Annotated in this window: 19 protein-coding genes and 1 other RNA gene; 15 read left to right on the top strand and 5 right to left on the bottom strand. The window is 68.8% G+C overall.

Annotation, left to right across the window (positions count from 1 at the left end; genetic code table 11):
* Nucleotides 1–32: 32 nt before the first annotated feature.
* Nucleotides 33–689, bottom strand: a complete 657-nt coding sequence (gmk, locus tag AC06FD_RS00345; protein ID WP_259207462.1) for a guanylate kinase — start codon at nt 687–689, stop codon at nt 33–35.
* Entirely contained in the window at nt 686–1,546 is an 861-nt protein-coding gene (locus AC06FD_RS00340) for a YicC/YloC family endoribonuclease (protein WP_259207463.1), read from the bottom strand. Before AC06FD_RS00340 ends, gmk begins: the two co-directional genes overlap by 4 nt.
* A gap of 119 nt (nt 1,547–1,665) precedes the next feature.
* Here AC06FD_RS00340 and rph point away from each other — a divergent pair, with 119 nt between their 5' ends.
* From rph to pepQ, 7 genes are all read left to right on the top strand, one after another.
* Nucleotides 1,666–2,394 (top strand): ribonuclease PH, encoded by a 729-nt coding sequence (gene rph, locus AC06FD_RS00335; protein WP_259207464.1) that lies wholly within the window; start codon nt 1,666–1,668, stop codon nt 2,392–2,394.
* Entirely contained in the window at nt 2,391–2,777 is a 387-nt protein-coding gene (locus tag AC06FD_RS00330; protein ID WP_394164560.1) for a VOC family protein, read from the top strand. Before rph ends, AC06FD_RS00330 begins: the two co-directional genes overlap by 4 nt.
* Nucleotides 2,774–3,370, top strand: a complete 597-nt coding sequence (gene rdgB / locus AC06FD_RS00325) for an RdgB/HAM1 family non-canonical purine NTP pyrophosphatase (RefSeq protein ID WP_478076712.1) — start codon at nt 2,774–2,776, stop codon at nt 3,368–3,370. Before AC06FD_RS00330 ends, rdgB begins: the two co-directional genes overlap by 4 nt.
* Nucleotides 3,371–3,428: 58 nt before the next feature.
* Nucleotides 3,429–4,652, top strand: a complete 1,224-nt coding sequence (hemW, locus tag AC06FD_RS00320; protein ID WP_394164562.1) for a radical SAM family heme chaperone HemW — start codon at nt 3,429–3,431, stop codon at nt 4,650–4,652.
* Nucleotides 4,653–4,938: 286 nt separating this feature from the next.
* Nucleotides 4,939–7,416, top strand: a complete 2,478-nt coding sequence (locus AC06FD_RS00315) for a DUF1631 domain-containing protein (RefSeq protein WP_478076711.1) — start codon at nt 4,939–4,941, stop codon at nt 7,414–7,416.
* Complete coding sequence (locus AC06FD_RS00310; RefSeq protein WP_259207472.1) at nt 7,413–7,766, top strand: PilZ domain-containing protein; 354 nt, start codon at nt 7,413–7,415, stop codon at nt 7,764–7,766. The genes AC06FD_RS00315 and AC06FD_RS00310 overlap by 4 nt, the downstream gene beginning before the upstream one ends.
* Before the next feature lie 82 nt (nt 7,767–7,848).
* Nucleotides 7,849–9,177, top strand: a complete 1,329-nt coding sequence (gene pepQ / locus AC06FD_RS00305; RefSeq protein WP_478076710.1) for a Xaa-Pro dipeptidase — start codon at nt 7,849–7,851, stop codon at nt 9,175–9,177.
* A gap of 297 nt (nt 9,178–9,474) precedes the next feature.
* Here the strand turns inward: pepQ and AC06FD_RS00300 are convergent, their stop codons facing one another.
* On the bottom strand, nt 9,475–10,800 hold the full coding sequence (locus AC06FD_RS00300) for an aminopeptidase P N-terminal domain-containing protein (protein ID WP_478077348.1): 1,326 nt from the start codon (nt 10,798–10,800) through the stop codon (nt 9,475–9,477).
* 7 nt (nt 10,801–10,807) lie between these two features.
* A complete protein-coding gene (locus AC06FD_RS00295) occupies nt 10,808–11,356 on the bottom strand; it encodes a UPF0149 family protein (protein ID WP_259207474.1) in 549 nt (182 codons plus the stop codon).
* A gap of 187 nt (nt 11,357–11,543) precedes the next feature.
* On the opposite strand from AC06FD_RS00295, the gene AC06FD_RS00290 reads away from it, so the two are divergent.
* The 8 genes from AC06FD_RS00290 (at nt 11,544) to AC06FD_RS00255 (ending at nt 15,711) form a co-directional block, all read left to right on the top strand.
* Nucleotides 11,544–11,765, top strand: a complete 222-nt coding sequence (locus AC06FD_RS00290; protein ID WP_038686482.1) for a TIGR02449 family protein — start codon at nt 11,544–11,546, stop codon at nt 11,763–11,765.
* Complete coding sequence (locus AC06FD_RS00285; RefSeq protein WP_259207475.1) at nt 11,762–12,058, top strand: cell division protein ZapA; 297 nt, start codon at nt 11,762–11,764, stop codon at nt 12,056–12,058. Before AC06FD_RS00290 ends, AC06FD_RS00285 begins: the two co-directional genes overlap by 4 nt.
* Nucleotides 12,059–12,248: 190 nt before the next feature.
* Nucleotides 12,249–12,433, top strand: a non-coding RNA gene (gene ssrS, locus AC06FD_RS00280) — 6S RNA.
* Nucleotides 12,434–12,512: 79 nt separating this feature from the next.
* On the top strand, nt 12,513–13,115 hold the full coding sequence (locus tag AC06FD_RS00275) for a 5-formyltetrahydrofolate cyclo-ligase (protein ID WP_478076709.1): 603 nt from the start codon (nt 12,513–12,515) through the stop codon (nt 13,113–13,115).
* Between the two features lie 8 nt (nt 13,116–13,123).
* Nucleotides 13,124–13,600, top strand: coding sequence for an EVE domain-containing protein (locus AC06FD_RS00270; RefSeq protein ID WP_394164565.1), 477 nt, complete (start codon nt 13,124–13,126; stop codon nt 13,598–13,600).
* Between the two features lie 28 nt (nt 13,601–13,628).
* Entirely contained in the window at nt 13,629–14,276 is a 648-nt protein-coding gene (gene rpiA / locus AC06FD_RS00265; protein WP_259207480.1) for a ribose-5-phosphate isomerase RpiA, read from the top strand.
* A gap of 51 nt (nt 14,277–14,327) precedes the next feature.
* On the top strand, nt 14,328–14,777 hold the full coding sequence (locus AC06FD_RS00260; protein ID WP_259207800.1) for a DUF192 domain-containing protein: 450 nt from the start codon (nt 14,328–14,330) through the stop codon (nt 14,775–14,777).
* Between the two features lie 88 nt (nt 14,778–14,865).
* Complete coding sequence (locus AC06FD_RS00255) at nt 14,866–15,711, top strand: SirB1 family protein (protein WP_259207482.1); 846 nt, start codon at nt 14,866–14,868, stop codon at nt 15,709–15,711.
* Nucleotides 15,712–15,922: 211 nt separating this feature from the next.
* Here AC06FD_RS00255 and AC06FD_RS00250 read toward each other — a convergent pair whose 3' ends face one another.
* Nucleotides 15,923–16,114 carry a rubredoxin gene (locus tag AC06FD_RS00250; RefSeq protein WP_037553342.1) on the bottom strand — a complete coding sequence of 64 codons (192 nt, stop codon included), beginning with the start codon at nt 16,112–16,114 and terminating at the stop codon, nt 15,923–15,925.
* Nucleotides 16,115–16,137 lie beyond the last annotated feature (23 nt).

Genomic DNA, 16,137 nt, shown 5'->3' with positions numbered 1-16,137 from the left:
AACCCGCTAGCACCCTCTTGGGAATCAGTCAGTTAGGGCTGATCCTGGGTCAACAGGGCCTGGATCAGGCCCGCGTGGCGGACCTTCTGGGCCTCCCGGCGCAGGCGGCTGGCGGTGAAGATGGCGCACAGTTCGTCCACCGCCGTCTCGAAGACCTCGTTGACGATCACGTAGTCGAAGTCGTTGAAGTGCAGCATCTCTTCACGCGCGGCGGCCAGGCGCTGGGCGATCACCGTCTCGCTGTCCTGCCCGCGCTTGCGCATGCGGTCCTGCAGCGCCTGCTTCGACGGCGGCAGGATGAACACGGTGACCGTGCCCGGCACCAGCTGACGGACCTGCTGGGCGCCCTGCCAGTCGATCTCCAGCAGGACGTCCTGGCCGGCGGCCAGCTGCGGCTCGACCGACTGCCGCGCGGTGCCCTTCCAGTCGCCGTGCACCCAGGCATGCTCGAAGAAGTCGCCGGCGGCGATCATCTGCTCGAACTCCTCGGCGCTGACGAAGTGGTAATGCTCGCCGTTGACCTCACCCGGGCGCGTGGCGCGCGAGGTGAACGAGATCGACAGCGCGATCTGCGGATCGCGCGCCAGGGTGGCATTGACGATGCTGCTCTTGCCGGCCCCGGAGGGCGCGGCCACGATGTACAGGGTGCCGCGCGCGGGCGCACCGACGGGCGTGGGCTGGCTGCTCATTCGATGTTCTGCACCTGTTCGCGGATCTGGTCGATCAGCACCTTCAGTTCGACCGCGGCGTTGGACGTGCGGCTGTCCACCGACTTGGACCCGAGCGTGTTGGCCTCTCGATTGAATTCCTGGAGCAGGAAGTCCAGGCGGCGCCCGACCGGCTCGCGCTGGGTGAACACCCGGCGGATTTCGACGATATGGCTGCCGAGCCGGTCCAGCTCCTCATCCACGTCCAGCTTCTGCAGCCACATCACCAGTTCCTGCTCGGCGCGGCCGGGGTCGACCGGGTGCGGCAGGTCGGCCAGGCGCGCGGCCAGCTTGGTGCGCTGGCCTTCGCGGATCAGCGGAATCAGCGTGGTGACCTCGGCAGCGATGCGCTCCACCCCGTCCACGCGCTCCTGGATGGCCGCGGCCAGCTTGTCGCCTTCACGCTCGCGCGCGGCCACGAAGCCATCCAGGGTGCTCTCGAGCAGGGCCAGTGCCTCGGCCTGCAGTGCGGCGGCGTCCACCGCCTCGCCCTGCATCACGCCCGGCACCTGCAGCAGTTCGGTGAAGCTCACCTGCAGGCTGGGGAACCCGGCCGCCAGCCGCGTGGCCAGCTCCCCGAGCTGGCCCAGCAGCGCATCGTTGACCACCAGCGCGCCGGTGACCTCCGGCGCGCGCAGGCGCATGACCAGGTCGATCTTGCCGCGGCTGCAGCGCGCGGCGACCCGCTCGCGCAGTTGCGGCTCCAGCGCACGCAGTTCCTCGGGCAGGCGCACGCCCACCTCCAGGAACCGGTGGTTGACCGAGCGCAGCTCACAGGCCAGCGTGCCCCAGCGCGTGGCGCGCTCGCCGCCGGCATAGGCGGTCATGCTTCGAATCATGCGGGTTTCCGGTGCTCTCAAAGTGCAAATGGTACCCTAGCGGTCTTCTCAGAGCCTCCTCGCCTGCCGGTCCCCGGTCCGGGCGCGGCCCTGCATCCCCTGACTTACGGAAGCCAAGCATGTCCGATCCCCGTCCCAGCGGCCGCCAGGCCGACCAGCTGCGCGAAGTGCGCATCGAGCGCGCCTTCACCCGTCACGCCGAGGGCTCGGTGCTGGTCAGCTTCGGTGAAACCCGCGTGCTGTGCACCGCCAGCGTGGAAAACCGCGTGCCGGGCTTCCTGCGCGGCAAGGGCGAAGGCTGGGTCACCGCCGAGTACGGCATGCTGCCGCGCTCCACCCACACCCGCAACGACCGCGAGGCGGCCCGTGGCAAGCAGGGCGGCCGCACCCTGGAGATCCAGCGCCTGATCGGCCGCACCCTGCGCGCCTGCATCGACCGCGGCGCGCTCGGCGAGCGCACCATCACCCTGGACTGCGACGTGCTGCAGGCCGACGGCGGCACCCGCACCGCCGCCATCACCGGCGCCTACGTGGCCCTGGTCGACGCGGTCAACTTCCTGCTCAAGCGCGGCGACATCAAGCGCAACCCGATCTTCGGCGCGGTCGCGGCCGTGTCGGTGGGCGTGTACCGCGGCACCCCGGTGCTGGACCTGGACTACGCCGAGGACAGCGACTGCGATACCGACATGAACGTGGTCATGAACGATGGCGGCGGCTTCATCGAACTGCAGGGCACCGCCGAAGGCCATGCCTTCCGTCGCGATGAACTGGACGCGCTGCTGCTGCTGGCCGAGAAGGGCATCAAGGATCTGTTCGCGGCGCAGCAGGCCGCCCTGGCGTCTGCATGAACCGTCGCATCGCCCTGACCACCCTGGTGGTGGCCGACTATGACGAGGCAATCGCCTGGTACACCGGCAAGCTCGGTTTCGCCCTGATCGAGGACATCGACCAGGGCGACAAGCGCTGGGTGGTGGTCGGACCGACCGACGGCAGCGCCGCGGCACTGCTGCTGGCGCGCGCCAGCACCGACGAGCAGCGTGCGCGGATCGGCAACCAGACCGGCGGCCGGGTCGGCTTCTTCCTGAACACCGATGATTTCCAGCGCGACCATGCGGCCATGACCGCCCAGGGCGTGGAATTCCTGGAAACCCCGCGCGAAGAGGTGTACGCCACCGTGGCGGTGTTCCGCGACCTCTACGGCAACACCTGGGACCTGCTGGAGCCGAAATGATGAAACTGGTATTGGCCAGCGGCAACGCCGGCAAGCTGAAGGAACTGCAGGCCATGCTCGGCGACCTGCCACTGCAGATCGTCGCGCAGGGCGAGCTGGGCGTCAGCGACGTGCCCGAAACCGGCCTGACCTTCGTCGAGAATGCGCTGATCAAGGCGCGCCATGCCTGCCAGAGCACCGGGCTGCCGGCGCTGGCCGACGACTCGGGCCTGATCGTGGATGCGCTCGATGGCGCGCCCGGCCTGTACAGCGCGCGCTATGCCGGTAGCCCCACCAACGATGCCGCCAACAACGCCAAGCTGCTGGAGGCGCTGCGCGGGGTCCCGGCCGAACGCCGCACCGCGCGCTTCTACGCGGTGATCGTGCTGCTGCGCCACGCCGACGACCCGCAGCCGCTGATCTGTGAAGGCAGCTGGGAAGGGGTGATCGTGGACGAGCTGCGCGGCAGCCACGGCTTCGGCTACAACCCGGTGTTCCTGGACCCGGCGCATGGCCTGACCGCGGCGGAGATGGAGCCGGCCCAGAAGAACGCCATCAGTCACCGCGCCATCGCCCTGCAGCTGCTCAAGCAGGCATTGCCCGCCTTGCTGTAATGCCCTCCCTGATGATGCCTGGAGAGCCGGCCCGCGGCCGGCACGACCGTTGAATTCCATGCCACAGCCACACGACCACTGCGACCACCTGCCCGGCGAACACTGCCCGGGCGACCACGATCACGCGCCGCGGCTGGTCCCGCCGCCGCTGTCGCTGTACGTGCACCTGCCGTGGTGCGTGCGCAAGTGCCCGTACTGCGACTTCAACTCGCACGCGGCCAAGGGCGAGCTGCCGTTCGAGGCGTACATCGACGCGCTGATCCGCGACCTGGACCAGGACCTGCCGCTGGTCTGGGGCCGGGTGGTCAGCAGCGTGTTCTTTGGGGGCGGCACCCCCAGCCTGTTCCCGCCCGAGGCGATCGACCGCTTCCTGCAGGCCGCCTCGGCCCGGCTGCGTTTCGCGCCCAACCTGGAGGTGACCCTGGAGACCAACCCGGGCACCGCCGAGCACGGCCGCTTCGACCGCTACCGCGCCGCCGGGGTGAACCGGATCAGCTTCGGCATCCAGACCTTCAACGACGAAGCGCTCAAGCGCCTGGGCCGCATCCACGACAGTGGCGAGGCCGAGCGCGCGGTGAAGCTGGCGCAGGACGCCGGCTACGACAACTTCAACATCGACCTGATGTACGCGCTGCCGCAGCAGACGCTTGCGCAGGCCGAGCATGACCTGGAGCGCGCCTTCGCGCTGCAGCCCACGCACCTGTCGCACTACCAGCTCACCCTGGAGCCGAACACGGTGTTCTTCGCAAAGCCGCCGCAGGGCATCCCCGACGAGGATTCGGCGTGGGACATCCAGGAACACTGCCAGCGGATGCTGGCCGAGGCCGGCTATGCGCAGTACGAGGTCAGCGCGTACGCAAAACCCGGCCGGCAGAGCCAGCACAACCTCAATTACTGGCGCTTCGGCGATTACCTGGGGATCGGCGCCGGCGCTCACGGCAAGATCAGCAGCGGTGCCGAAGAACACGTGCTGCGCCGCTGGAAGCACAAGCATCCCCAGACCTTCATGGACACTGCCGGCAGCGCAGCCTCGATCGGCGGCGACGACGTGATCGATGCGCCGCGCCTTCCGTTCGAGTACATGCTCAACCTGCTGCGGCTGCATGAAGGCTTCACCCTGAAGGATTTCGAATCGCGCACCGGCCTGGAACGGGCGGCCATCGCCACACCGCTGCAGGCGGCCATCGCGCGCGGCTGGATGACCCTGGACGGCGACCACGCCCGGCCCACCGAGCTCGGCCGACGCTTCACCAACGACGTCGTCGAACTCTTCCTCCCGTAGAGCCGACCGTTGGTCGGCTGCTCTTGATCGTCTGCTCCTGATCCCCTGCTCCAGATCCCCTGCTCCAGATCCCCTGCTCCAGATCCCTGCGCCCGATCCCCTGAGTTGATCGTCTCCGCCCCTCGACTCCCGTCGGCGGCCCCGGATCCGCCGACGTGATCCGGCCCGGCAAGACCACGCAACGCAGCCGACCAACGGTCGGCGCTACGGTCGGGGTATCCCTTCTGGCGGTGACCGGGCGAAAACGTTAGATTCTGTGCTCTCAGGGGAGCTGGAACTACAACGGATGTCTGCGTCCGCACCTTCATCGTCCCACGCCGATCCGGCCCGTTTCGCCCACGTGGCCGCGCCGCCGCGCGTGCGCCGGCTGCTGGCAGCCCTGCATGCGCTGGCGGCGCAGACCCTGGCCAACCCGCTCAAGCTGACCATCGTGGAACTGGAACGCGAGCTGTTCCGCGACGCCGAACGGGCGCGCAACAGCCAGATCCAGGCCGACATCTACGCCCAGACCCGGCGCCTGCACGAGGTCAACGCCCAGTTCGCGCCGCGCTTCCTGGAGGAACTTGCCGAGACCCTGGCCAACCTGCGCCAGCCACGCGTGCGCCACGTGCCGGCCGTCTCCCCTGCCGCGATGTCGGCGACCACCCTCACCCTGGTGGCAGACACCGACATCGATCGCGACATCGTGCTGGTGGACATCATCCGCCGCGAATCGCAGCGCTCTGCCAGCGCGCTGCAGCTGCTGGGGCAGCGCTTCGGCGTGCTCGCCGCCGGGCCCGAATTCGACGTCGAGGACATGCCGTTCGGTCCGCAAGTGCTGTGCCGGATTGTGCGCGGCCTCGGCGAGCAGTTCGAGCTTGGGCTGGAAACCCAACTGGCGCTTTACCGCGTGTTCGACCGCCAGTTGATCGAGCGCCTGGGCGAGCTGCTGGAGCGCGCCAACATCCTGCTCGGCCACGAAGGCATCCTGCCCGGGCTGGTCTACACCCCGTACCTGGCGCGCTCGGCCACCACCCGCCGGATCGTCACCGGCCCCGAGCGCACGGCCACCCCGCGTGAAGGCGGCAAGGTGACCCGCCCGCTGACCGGCTGGAGCGGCTCGGCCCAAAGCGGCAGTTGGGCAGCCATGACCAGCGAAGCGATGGGCGACCTGCCTGCGTCACTGCGGCCGGCCGCCGCCGAGCCGGTGGCCGCAGCGGCGACCGCATCCCCTTCGTCCGGCGCGGACGCCGTGGGCGCCGCTGCACAGGACCTGTCCGCGCCGGCCATGTCCGCACTCCACCAGTTGCTGGATGCCGCCCGTCACGCCAGTGCCGGCGGCACGCCCGGCGTCGCTGGCCAGACCGGTGCCGGCGCGGCCGGCGGTCCGGCCGAGATCGGCGCGACCGCGCCTGCCCCCGGCCCGTCCAGCGCCCCCGCGCCCGCCCCGGCCCCGCCGCCGGTCGCCGTGGCCAGCGAGGCCGTGCATGCCACCCTGGCCAAGCTGCAGGCGCAGAGCGTGGGCAGCGGCGGCGCGCGGCGCAGCATGGCCGACCTGCACAACGCGCTGCTGGCCCAGATGCGCGCCGACCATGGCCCGCAGGCCGCGCTGACGGTCAAGGACAACGACACCTTCGACCTGCTGGACATGCTGTACGGGCAGATTCAGCGCGAGGTCCGCCCGGACGCCGTGGCCGCCGACCTGCTGGCGCGGCTGCAGGTGCCGGTGGCCCGCGCGGCCCTGTCCGACCCGGCCTTCTTCGTGCGCGACCAGCACCCGGCACGCGAGCTGCTCAATGCCGTGGCCGAGGCGGGCGCCAACTGGCTGGGCGAGGAAGACGTCGACCCGCAACTGGTGCAGAAGCTGGGCCGCGCGGTCGACCAGGTGGTCAGCGACTACCAGGGCGACGCAGCGGTGTTTGAGACCGCCAACGAGGATGTCCAGCAGCATTTCCGCGCCTTGGCGCACAAGGCCGAACTGGCCGAGCGGCGCCACGTGGAGGCCGCGCGCGGCAAGGAACGCCTGGAGGCCGCCAAGCAACAGGCCGGGGCCAGCATCGAGCACCTGTGCGCCCGCGCCGAGCCGCCGCGCTTCGTGCAGTCGCTGCTCAAGCAGGCCTGGTCGGACGTGTTGACCCTGACCCTGCTGCGCCACGGCGACGATTCCGAGCAATGGCAGCAGCGCGAGCAGGAAACCGCACGCATCGCCGACGTCACCTGCCAGGCGCCGGGCAGCGCGCCCAGCGACGGCGAACTGGGCAGCCAGGTGGAAACCGCGCTGACCCAGGTCGGCTACCACCAGGACGAGGCGGCGGCGATCGCTCGCCGGCTGTCCACCCCCGGCGGCGAAGACGACAGCAGTTCGCGCACCGAATTGACGGCACGGATCCGCGCGCGCACCCGGCTGGGTGAGCAGGCCGAAGGCAACGAAGCGCGCAAGGTCGCGCCGCTGGCGCGCAACATGGCCGAAGAAGACTGCTACCGGCAGCTGCGTACGCTGCCGTTCGGCACCTGGTTCGAGTTCACCACCAACCAGCAGGGCGACCTGCGCCGCCAGCGCCTGTCCTGGTACAGCCTGGTCACCGACAACGCGTTGTTCGTCAATCCGCGCGGGCAGAAGGTCGGCGAACATTCGCTGGACGCGCTGGCCAGGCTGATGGCGCATGGCCAGGTCCGGCTCGTCAGCGAAGACAAGAGCCGCCTGATCGACCGGGCCTGGCAGGCCACGCTGCGCACGCTGCGTTCGCTGGCCGGCAACGCCCCCACCGTGGAGAGCGCGCAGTGAGCACCGATACCGATACCCGCCGGGCGCCGCGCCGCCAGGTCGCCGAACTGGTCCCCGTCACCGACATGCTGGCCGAGGCCGTGATCGGGCGCCTGGGCAATGTGTCCGAGACCGGCATGCTGATGCTGGCCTCGGTCCCGATGCACGAGGACGCGCTGTACCAGTTGCAGTTCGCCATCCCCGGCCCGCAGGGCCAACCGCTGGCGCTGGACGTGGGCGCGCACCTGCTGTGGAGCGAACAGACCCACGCCCCCGGCCAGGCCTGGGTGGGCTTCCGTTTCCTGACCCTCAGCCGCGACCATCGCGAACGCCTGCGGGACTGGATCGCACAGGAAACTTCGGCGGTCTGAGTGCCGGTTCCGGCACAGCGCGATGGCCGCGATTGCGGCAGAATCAGGGGCTGCACTCCGCACTGTCGAACGAGCCCCCGCGATGAACCAGCCAGACCTCGGCGCCCTGTATTCCCATCACGTCAGCGTGCTTCGCCAGCGCGCCGACGAAGCGCTGGCGCGCGGCGGTTTCGACCATCTGGTGATTCCCAGCGGCACCCAGCATTACCAGGTGTTCGATGACCGCGATTACCCCTATGCGGTCAACCCGAACTTCAAGGCCTGGCTGCCGCTGACCAAGCTGCCCAACAGCTGGCTGGTCTACACCCCCGGCCAGCGCCCGGCGCTGATCTTCTTCCAACCGTTCGACTACTGGCACGTGGTGCCGGATGCACCCAACGGCTGGTGGGTGGAGCACGTCGACATCCACATCATCCGCAGCGCCGAGCAGGCGCTGGCACTGCTGCCCAAGGACCCGGCGCGCTGCGCGATCCTGGGCGAACCGCAGAGCACGCTGGGCGCTTTCGCGCCGAACAATCCCGAGCCGGTGCTGCACTACCTGGACTGGCAGCGCGGCTACAAGACGCCTTACGAGATCGCGCTGATGCGCCAGGCCCAGCGCCTGGGCGTGCGTGGCCACCGTGCCGCCGAGACCGCCTTCCGCGCCGGCGCCAGCGAGTTCGACATCCACATGGCCTACTGCAGTGCTGTCGGCCAGGACGCCAATGAACTGCCGTACGGCAACATCATCGGCCTCAATGAACATGCCGCGGTCCTGCATTACACCGACCTGGGCCGCAGCGCGCCGTCCCCGCTGCGCAGCTTCCTGATCGATGCCGGCGCCAGCGCGCACGGCTACGCCAGCGACATCACCCGCACCTACGCGGCCGGTGGCCACGACGAATTCCAGGCGATGATCGACGCGGTCGACGCGGCCCAGCAGCAGATGGCCGCCGGTGTGCGCGCCGGCGTCGATTACAAGCAGCTGCACGTGGACGCGCACCTGTCGCTGATGGGCATCCTGAAGGACTTCGGCGTGCTCAAGGTGTCGCCGGAAGCGGCCCTGGCCACCGGCGTCAGCGCGGCCTTCTTCCCGCATGGCCTGGGCCACCTGATCGGCTTGCAGGTACACGACGTGGCCGGCTTCGCCGCCAGCGACCGCGGTGGTCGCATCGAGCGCCCGCAGGGCCACCCCTACCTGCGCCTGACCCGCGTGCTGGAGCCGGGCATGGTGGTCACCATCGAGCCGGGCGTGTACTTCATCGATATGCTGCTGGACGAAGTGAAGCAGGCCGGCCATGGCGACAGCATCGACTGGGCACGGGTCGATTTCTTCCGCCCGTATGGGGGCATCCGCATCGAGGACGAAGTGCTGTGCACCGAGGCCGACGCGGACAACCTGACCCGCCCGGCTTTCGCAGCCGCCGATTGAAGCGGGCCGGCGCCTAGAGCCACCCCATGGGTGGCTACACGCACACCCAATCCGTAGAGCCACCCCATGGGTGGCTGCACGCACACCCAACCCGTAGAGCCACCCCATGGGTGGCTGCACGCACACCCAACCCGTAGAGCCACCCCATGGGTGGCTGCACGCACACCCAACCCGTAGAGCCACCCCATGGGTGGCTACACGCACACCCAACCCGTAGAGCCACCCCATGGGTGGCTGCACGCACACCCACCGTAGAGCCACCCCATGGGTGGCTGCGCGCAACACCCGCTCCCCGCGTCAGCGATCCGCCATCACTGCTTCGATCTCATCGGCGCTGCGCGCCAATGCCGCGGTCAGCACCTGGTGGCCGTCGTCGGTGATCAGTACGTCGTCTTCGGTACGGATGCCGATGCCGCGCCAGCGCGCCTCCACGCTGCGATCGTCCGCAGAAACGTACAGGCCCGGTTCGATGGTGAACACCATGCCCGGCTCGAGCATGCGCGAGTCGCCAGCCAGGCGGTAATCGCCCACGTCATGCACGTCCAGGCCCAGCCAATGCCCGGTCTTGTGCCGGTAGAAACGCTGGTAATGGCCCTCGGCAATGTTCTCTTCCAGCGTTCCCTTGAGCAGCCCCAACTGCAGCAGGCCCTCGGTCAGGGTCTGCACCGCGGCCAGATGCCCCGCCTCATAGGCATTGCCCGGCCTGGCTTCGGCCAGCGCGGCCGCCTGCGCCGCGCCGACCAGATCGTGCAGCGCGCGCTGCTCGGCACTGAAGCGGCCGTTGACCGGGAAGGTCCGGGTGATGTCGCTGGCGTAGCCGCGATACTCGGCACCGGCATCGATCAGCACCAGGTCGCCATCGCGTGAGCGCGCCGCGTTGTCGCGGTAGTGCAGGATGCAGCCGTTGGCACCGGCACCGACGATGCTCGAATAGGCCGCGCACGCATCGTGGGCGCGGAACTCGCGCTCCAGGTCGGCCTGCAGTTCGTACTCGTGGATGCCGGGCCGGGCCACCCGCATCGCCACCCGATGCGCCTGTACGCTGATGTCGGCGGCGCGCTGCATCAGCGCGATCTCCGCACTGGACTTGAACAGCCGCTGCTCATGCAGCAGGTGGCCCAGCTCGAGGAATTCGTGCGGTGGCTGCGCACCGTGGCGCACCTGCGAGCGCACCCGGTTGACCCAGCCGATCAGCTTGAGATCGAACTCGGCATCGCGACCGAAGTGGTAGTACACCCGCGAGCGCCCTTCCAGCAGGCCGGGCAGGATGTCGTCCAGATCGTCGATCGGATACGCATCGTCCATCCCGTACTGCGACACCGCCCCTTCCTGGCCGGCGCGCGCGCCATCCCAGGCTTCGCGGTCGGGGTCGCGCTCGCGGCAGAACAGGATCACCTCACCGTGGCGCCGGCCCGGAATCAGCACCAGCACGGCCTCCGGTTCCGGGAAGCCGCTCAGGTACCAGAAGTCCGAATCCTGGCGGAACGGGTAATGCGTATCCAGGCTGCGCACCCGCTCGGATGCGGCGGGCAGGACCAGGATGGCATCGTCGCCGGCCATCTCCATCAACTGCTGGCGACGACGACGGTATTCGGCGGCGGAGATGCCGGTCAGCTGCCGGATATCCATCTCAGTTCAGGCGCTGCCGATGGCGCGCCGCCATCACGCAGTCGCCGTGCAGCAACAGCACCGCCACGCGGATGAACTCCTCGATCTCGGCCAACGCGTCTTCATCATCGTCGTTGCCGCTCTCGAAATCCTCGCTGGAGGCCTGGGCCAGCTTGGCCAGGTCGTTCAGGGCTTCCTCGCCCTCCTCCGACAGCGCCGGTCGGCGCCCGCCCGAGCCCAGCCCGAAGCCGCCCAGGAAGGCACGCGCCCAGGTGAACAGGGCATCGGCCTGCGCGGCGGTGTCATTGGCATCGCTCAGCAGCAGTTCGAAGGCGAAATCGCGGTCTTCCAGCTGGGCCACGCTGGCCTGCAGCAGCTGCGAGAGCGCATCGCCCTCGGCCGGCAGCGGCAGGTTGTCATCGGCCAGCACCCGGGCCGGCCATTCGCGCACTGGCGCGCCGCCGGCGGACAGCCAGCCGCACAGGCCGCCGTGCAGTTCAGCGGCATTGGCGCCCAGGCCCAATGCCTGGCTGGCCAGGTTCACGTCATTGACACTCGGTAGTTCGGTCATCTTGGGGCTCGATCGGAAAAAGGCGCCAAGGCCACCGCGGGCGGGGCTCTGGCAGCTTCACAGTGTAGCAATCCGACCGTACGCTCCGGGGCGTGATCGCCGCTGCCGGGCGCCCGGGCGGCGGTGCCCGCCCGCCCCGTCATTATTCGCTTGACCGGCTCCACCGCCCTTGCCTATCGTGCCGAACATGGAACCTTCCGACGCCATCACCCAATTGCAGGCCTTCGCCGCCCGGGTGGAGGCGTTGCTGGAGCGCAACCAGCGCCTGGCCGAGGAAAACCGCAGCCTGCGCCACCAGCAGGAACAGCTGGTGGCCGAGCGCTCGCAGCTGTTGGCCAAGAACGAGCAGGCCCGCTCCCGGGTCGAAGCGATGATCACCCGCCTCAAGTCCCTGGAGCAGCACACATGAGCCAGACCGAGCCGGTCAGTGTCCGCATCCTCGACCGCGAGTACACCGTGGGCGTGGGCGCCGAAGAGCGCGAGATCCTCACGGCTGCCGCGCGCCTGCTGGACGCCAAGATGCGCGAGATCCGCGGCAGCAACCGCATGGCCGCCGTGGACCGCGTCGCCGTGCTGGCCGCGCTCAACCTGGCCCATGAACTGCAGCAGCTGCGCGATGAACACGCCCGCCAGGCCGTGGCCCTGCAGCAGACCCTGGCCGATCTGAACCGGCGGCTGGATCGGGCGATCGACGGGGCGTGAGCAGCCGCCCAACGGTCGGCTGTACCGGGATCACTGGCATGGGCAAGCCGACCCACCGTCGGCGCTGCGGTGTTCCACGCGATGTTCCATTGCACAAGACCATCGCATGGCCATCATCGATCTGAATTCAGGTGTAATTCGACCGACGAACGGCCTCCCCCTCGGCGCGTGCTTGGCTATAATGGCGACGCGTTCTCTGCTGTGAACGACGGCGTGTGCAAACATTCGCCTTGTCCCTTAATTACGACCACGGGTGCGCGACGGCGCCGGGAGTGCAAGTCCGCCTTGTAGCGGGAAGCCCGAAGGAGTCCCAGCGTACCCACTTGAACCCCGGGTTCAAGGTCGTTTCGCACGCATCGTCACCGCGGAGAATGCAGTATTCCTGCAAGAGCGACGTCCCACCGGGGCGTCGCTCTTGTTTTATCCGCGCCCGCACCACGCCCCGGACCCAGGCATGACCGACCCGCGCTCCGCACTGCGCCAGCAGCTGCGTCAACGCCGCCGCGACATCCCCGCCACCCAGCGCCTGGCCGCGGCCGAGCACCTGGCCGATTCCCTGTTGCAGCTACCGTTCGCCCCGGCCGAAGGCTTCGTTGCGGGCTACTGGGCGATGGATGGCGAGATCGCCCTGCACCGCTGGCAGATGCAACTGCCGCCATCGCTGACCTACTGCCTGCCGGTCCTCGCCGGCGACACCCTGCGCTTTGCACCGTGGCGCCCTGGCCAGCCGCTGGGCGCCAACCGCTATGGCATTCCCGAGCCCGACGTCGCCGCCGAGGCTACCCTCGCCCCGGAACAGATGGCGTTGGTGGTCGCACCGCTGGTGGGTTTCGATGCGCTGGGCCGACGCCTGGGCATGGGAGGCGGCTGGTATGATCGCAGCTTCGCATTCCGCCACCAGCGCCCGGCCCCGCCGTGGCTGGTCGGGGTCGGCTTCTCGGTGCAGCAGGTCGATGACCTGCCGGTACAGCCCTGGGATGTCGCGGTGGATGCGATCTGCACCGACGCGTCCACCCTTGTTCCCGTATCGGCCGCTGGCCGCTACCCCTCGCGATAGAAAGACGGATGACCGCACGCAAGCGCTACTGGCTGATGAAGTCCGAACCGGACGCCTTTTCCATCGATGATCTGCAACGCGTGGGCCGTGAGCCCTGGAACGGCGTGCGCAACTACCAGGCGCGCAATTTCATGCGCGATGGCATGAAGGTCGGCGATGGGGTCCTGTTCTACCACTCCAACACCAAGGTGCCGGGCATCGTGGGCCTGGCCACGGTTGCCAGCGAAGCCTACCCGGACGACACCCAGTTCAACCCGAAATCCGATTACTACGACCCCAAGGCCACCCGCGAAGAACCGCGCTGGATGCTGGTGGACGTGGCCTTCGAGCGCAAACTGCGCGACACCATTTCCCTGGACGAGATCAAGCTGCATGCCGATGCGCTGGGCGAAGGTTTCCCGCTGACCGCGCGCGGCAACCGCCTCTCGATCCTGCCGGTGACCGCAGCGCAGTGGAAGCTGCTGCTGTCGCTGGAAAAGCACTGATCCCCCTTTCCCTCAAGAGTTGCCCGCCATGTCCGAAGCCAAGCGCCTGGCTGCCGAAAAAGCCCTGGAATACGTCGAAGACGGCATGATCGTCGGGGTCGGCACCGGCTCCACCGTTGCCTATTTCATCGATGGCCTGGCCCGCATCCAGCACCGTATCAAGGGCACCGTGTCCAGCTCGGAGCAGAGCACCGCGCGCCTGCGCGAGCACGGCATCGAGGTGATGGAGCTCAACCACACCGGCAACCTGTCGCTGTACGTGGACGGGGCCGACGAATGCGACGGCAACAAGTGCCTGATCAAGGGCGGTGGCGCCGCGCTGACCCGCGAGAAGATCATCGCCGAAGCCAGCGAGCGCTTCGTCTGCATCGTCGACCCGAGCAAGCAGGTGCCGGTGCTGGGGCGTTTCCCGCTGCCGGTGGAAGTGATCCCGATGGCCCGCAGCCTGGTCGCCCGCCGCATCATGGACATGACCGGCGGCCAGCCGGCCTGGCGCGAAGGCGTGGTTACCGACAACGGCAACGCGATCCTGGACATCCACCACCTGCAGATCACCGACCCGGTCAAGCTCGAGCGCGAGCTCAACCAGCTGCCCGGCGTGGTCTGCGTGGGGCTGTTCGCGCGGCGCCCGGCCGACGTGGTGATCGTCGGTGGGCAGCCGCCCAAGGTGTTCTGATCCGGCGGCCGGCCCGCGATGGCCGGCTTCCCCAACTTCGAGGTAGACCCGATGTCGCTGACCCGCCTGCTGTCGCTGCTGCTCCTGATGACCTTGACCGGCTGCGCCAGCAGCGGCGCCCGCCACTGGGTGGAACTGGGCGGTGCCCGCTACCAGGTGGAGCTGGCCGTGGATGACGCCAGCCGCGCACGCGGGCTGATGTTCCGCGACCAGATGCCGGCCGACCACGGCATGCTGTTCCTGCACGAGCGCGAAGAACTGCAGGCGTACTGGATGAAGAACACCAAGATCGCGCTGGACATCCTGTACTTCGACGACCAGCGCCGCCTGGTCAGCCAGCAGCGCGACGTGCCGCCGTGCTCGGCGGGCGATCGTTGCCCGCCCTACCCGAGCAGCGGCCCGGCGCGTTACGTGCTCGAGCTCAACGCCGGCCAGGCGGAAAAGCTGGGACTGCAGGATGGGACCCAGATCACCTTCGGCCCGGGCATCTCCGACCGCTAGATCCACGCGCTGCGTGGAAGACAGGCGCGCCCGGCGCTTTCACGCCGGGACGCTTGAATCCGGCCGCGTTTGACGCCAGTCTGTCGCCATGCAGGGGCAGATCACATTGCCGACGTGGGATTCGCTGGCCGAACTGGACGACGAGGCGCTGCCGCTGTTGCCCACCGCGCTGCTGATCGCGCGTGACGAGTACCCGGACCTGGACCCGAAGGTCTACGACGCGGTGCTGCAGAGCCATGCCGACCACCTGCGCACCGAAGTGGACACCATCGAGCACTGGCCGCTGAAGATCGCCGCGGTCAACCGCCACCTGTTCGACGAACTGGGCTACGGCGGCGACCACGGCGAGTACTACGACCCGCGCAACAGCTACCTCAACCAGGTGTTCGAGCGCCGCCTCGGCAACCCGATCTCACTGGCGCTGGTGCAGATGGAAGTCGCGCGCCGACTGGGCATCCCGCTGGACGGGGTGTCCTTCCCCGGGCATTTCCTGGTGCGGCTGCCGGTGGATGACGGCATGCTGGTGATGGACCCCTTCAATGGCGGGCGCCCGCTGGACGTGGAGGAACTGCGCGAACGCGCCCGCTCGCACCTCGGCGGGGAAACCCCGGACGACCACGTGCTGGCCCAGATCCTGGACGCCGCGCCCGCGCGCGCGATCCTGATGCGGATGCTGCGCAACCTGCATGGCGTCTACGTCGAACGCGGTGAATGGGACCGCGCCGCGCGCAGCGCCGACCGCCTGCTCAAGCTGGCCCCGGAACAGGACGACGCCCTGCGCGATCGTGGCCTGGCCTACCTGCACCTGGACTACCAGGCCGGCGCCCACCGCGATCTGGGCCTGTACCTGCAGCGCAACGGCCAGGCCAGCGATGCCCAGTGGGTGCGCGAGAAGCTGGTGGAGATCGGCGGGCGGGCACCGCGCCTGCATTGAGGGACGTCGGTTGCCGGGTTGCCGGGTTGCCGGGTTGCCGGGTTGCCGAGCATGGCTCGGCACTACCTGGGGAAGGCAACATTGGCTGCGACCGGGTAGAGCCGAGCCATGCTCGGCATTACCGGCCGAACGGAACATTGGCTGCGACCGGGTAGAGCCGAGCCATGCTCGGCTGCTTTCCCCCGCAGGCCAAGGAACCAGGCCGCTGCCCTCAATCGACCTCGACCATCTCGAAATCGTCCTTGGTCACGCCGCAGTCCGGGCAGGTCCAGGTATCGGGAATGTCTTCCCAGCGCGTGCCCGGCGCGATGCCTTCTTCGGGCAGGCCGTCCTCTTCCCTGTACAGGAACCCGCAGACAACGCACATCCAGGTGCGGAAGGTGGTGGCGGTGGCATCGGTCATTGGATAATCACGGCTGGGCAAGA

The sequence above is a fragment of the Stenotrophomonas sp. Steno-Z1 genome (assembly GCF_056393175.1).
This window is presented reverse-complemented; position numbering and strand designations above follow the sequence as displayed.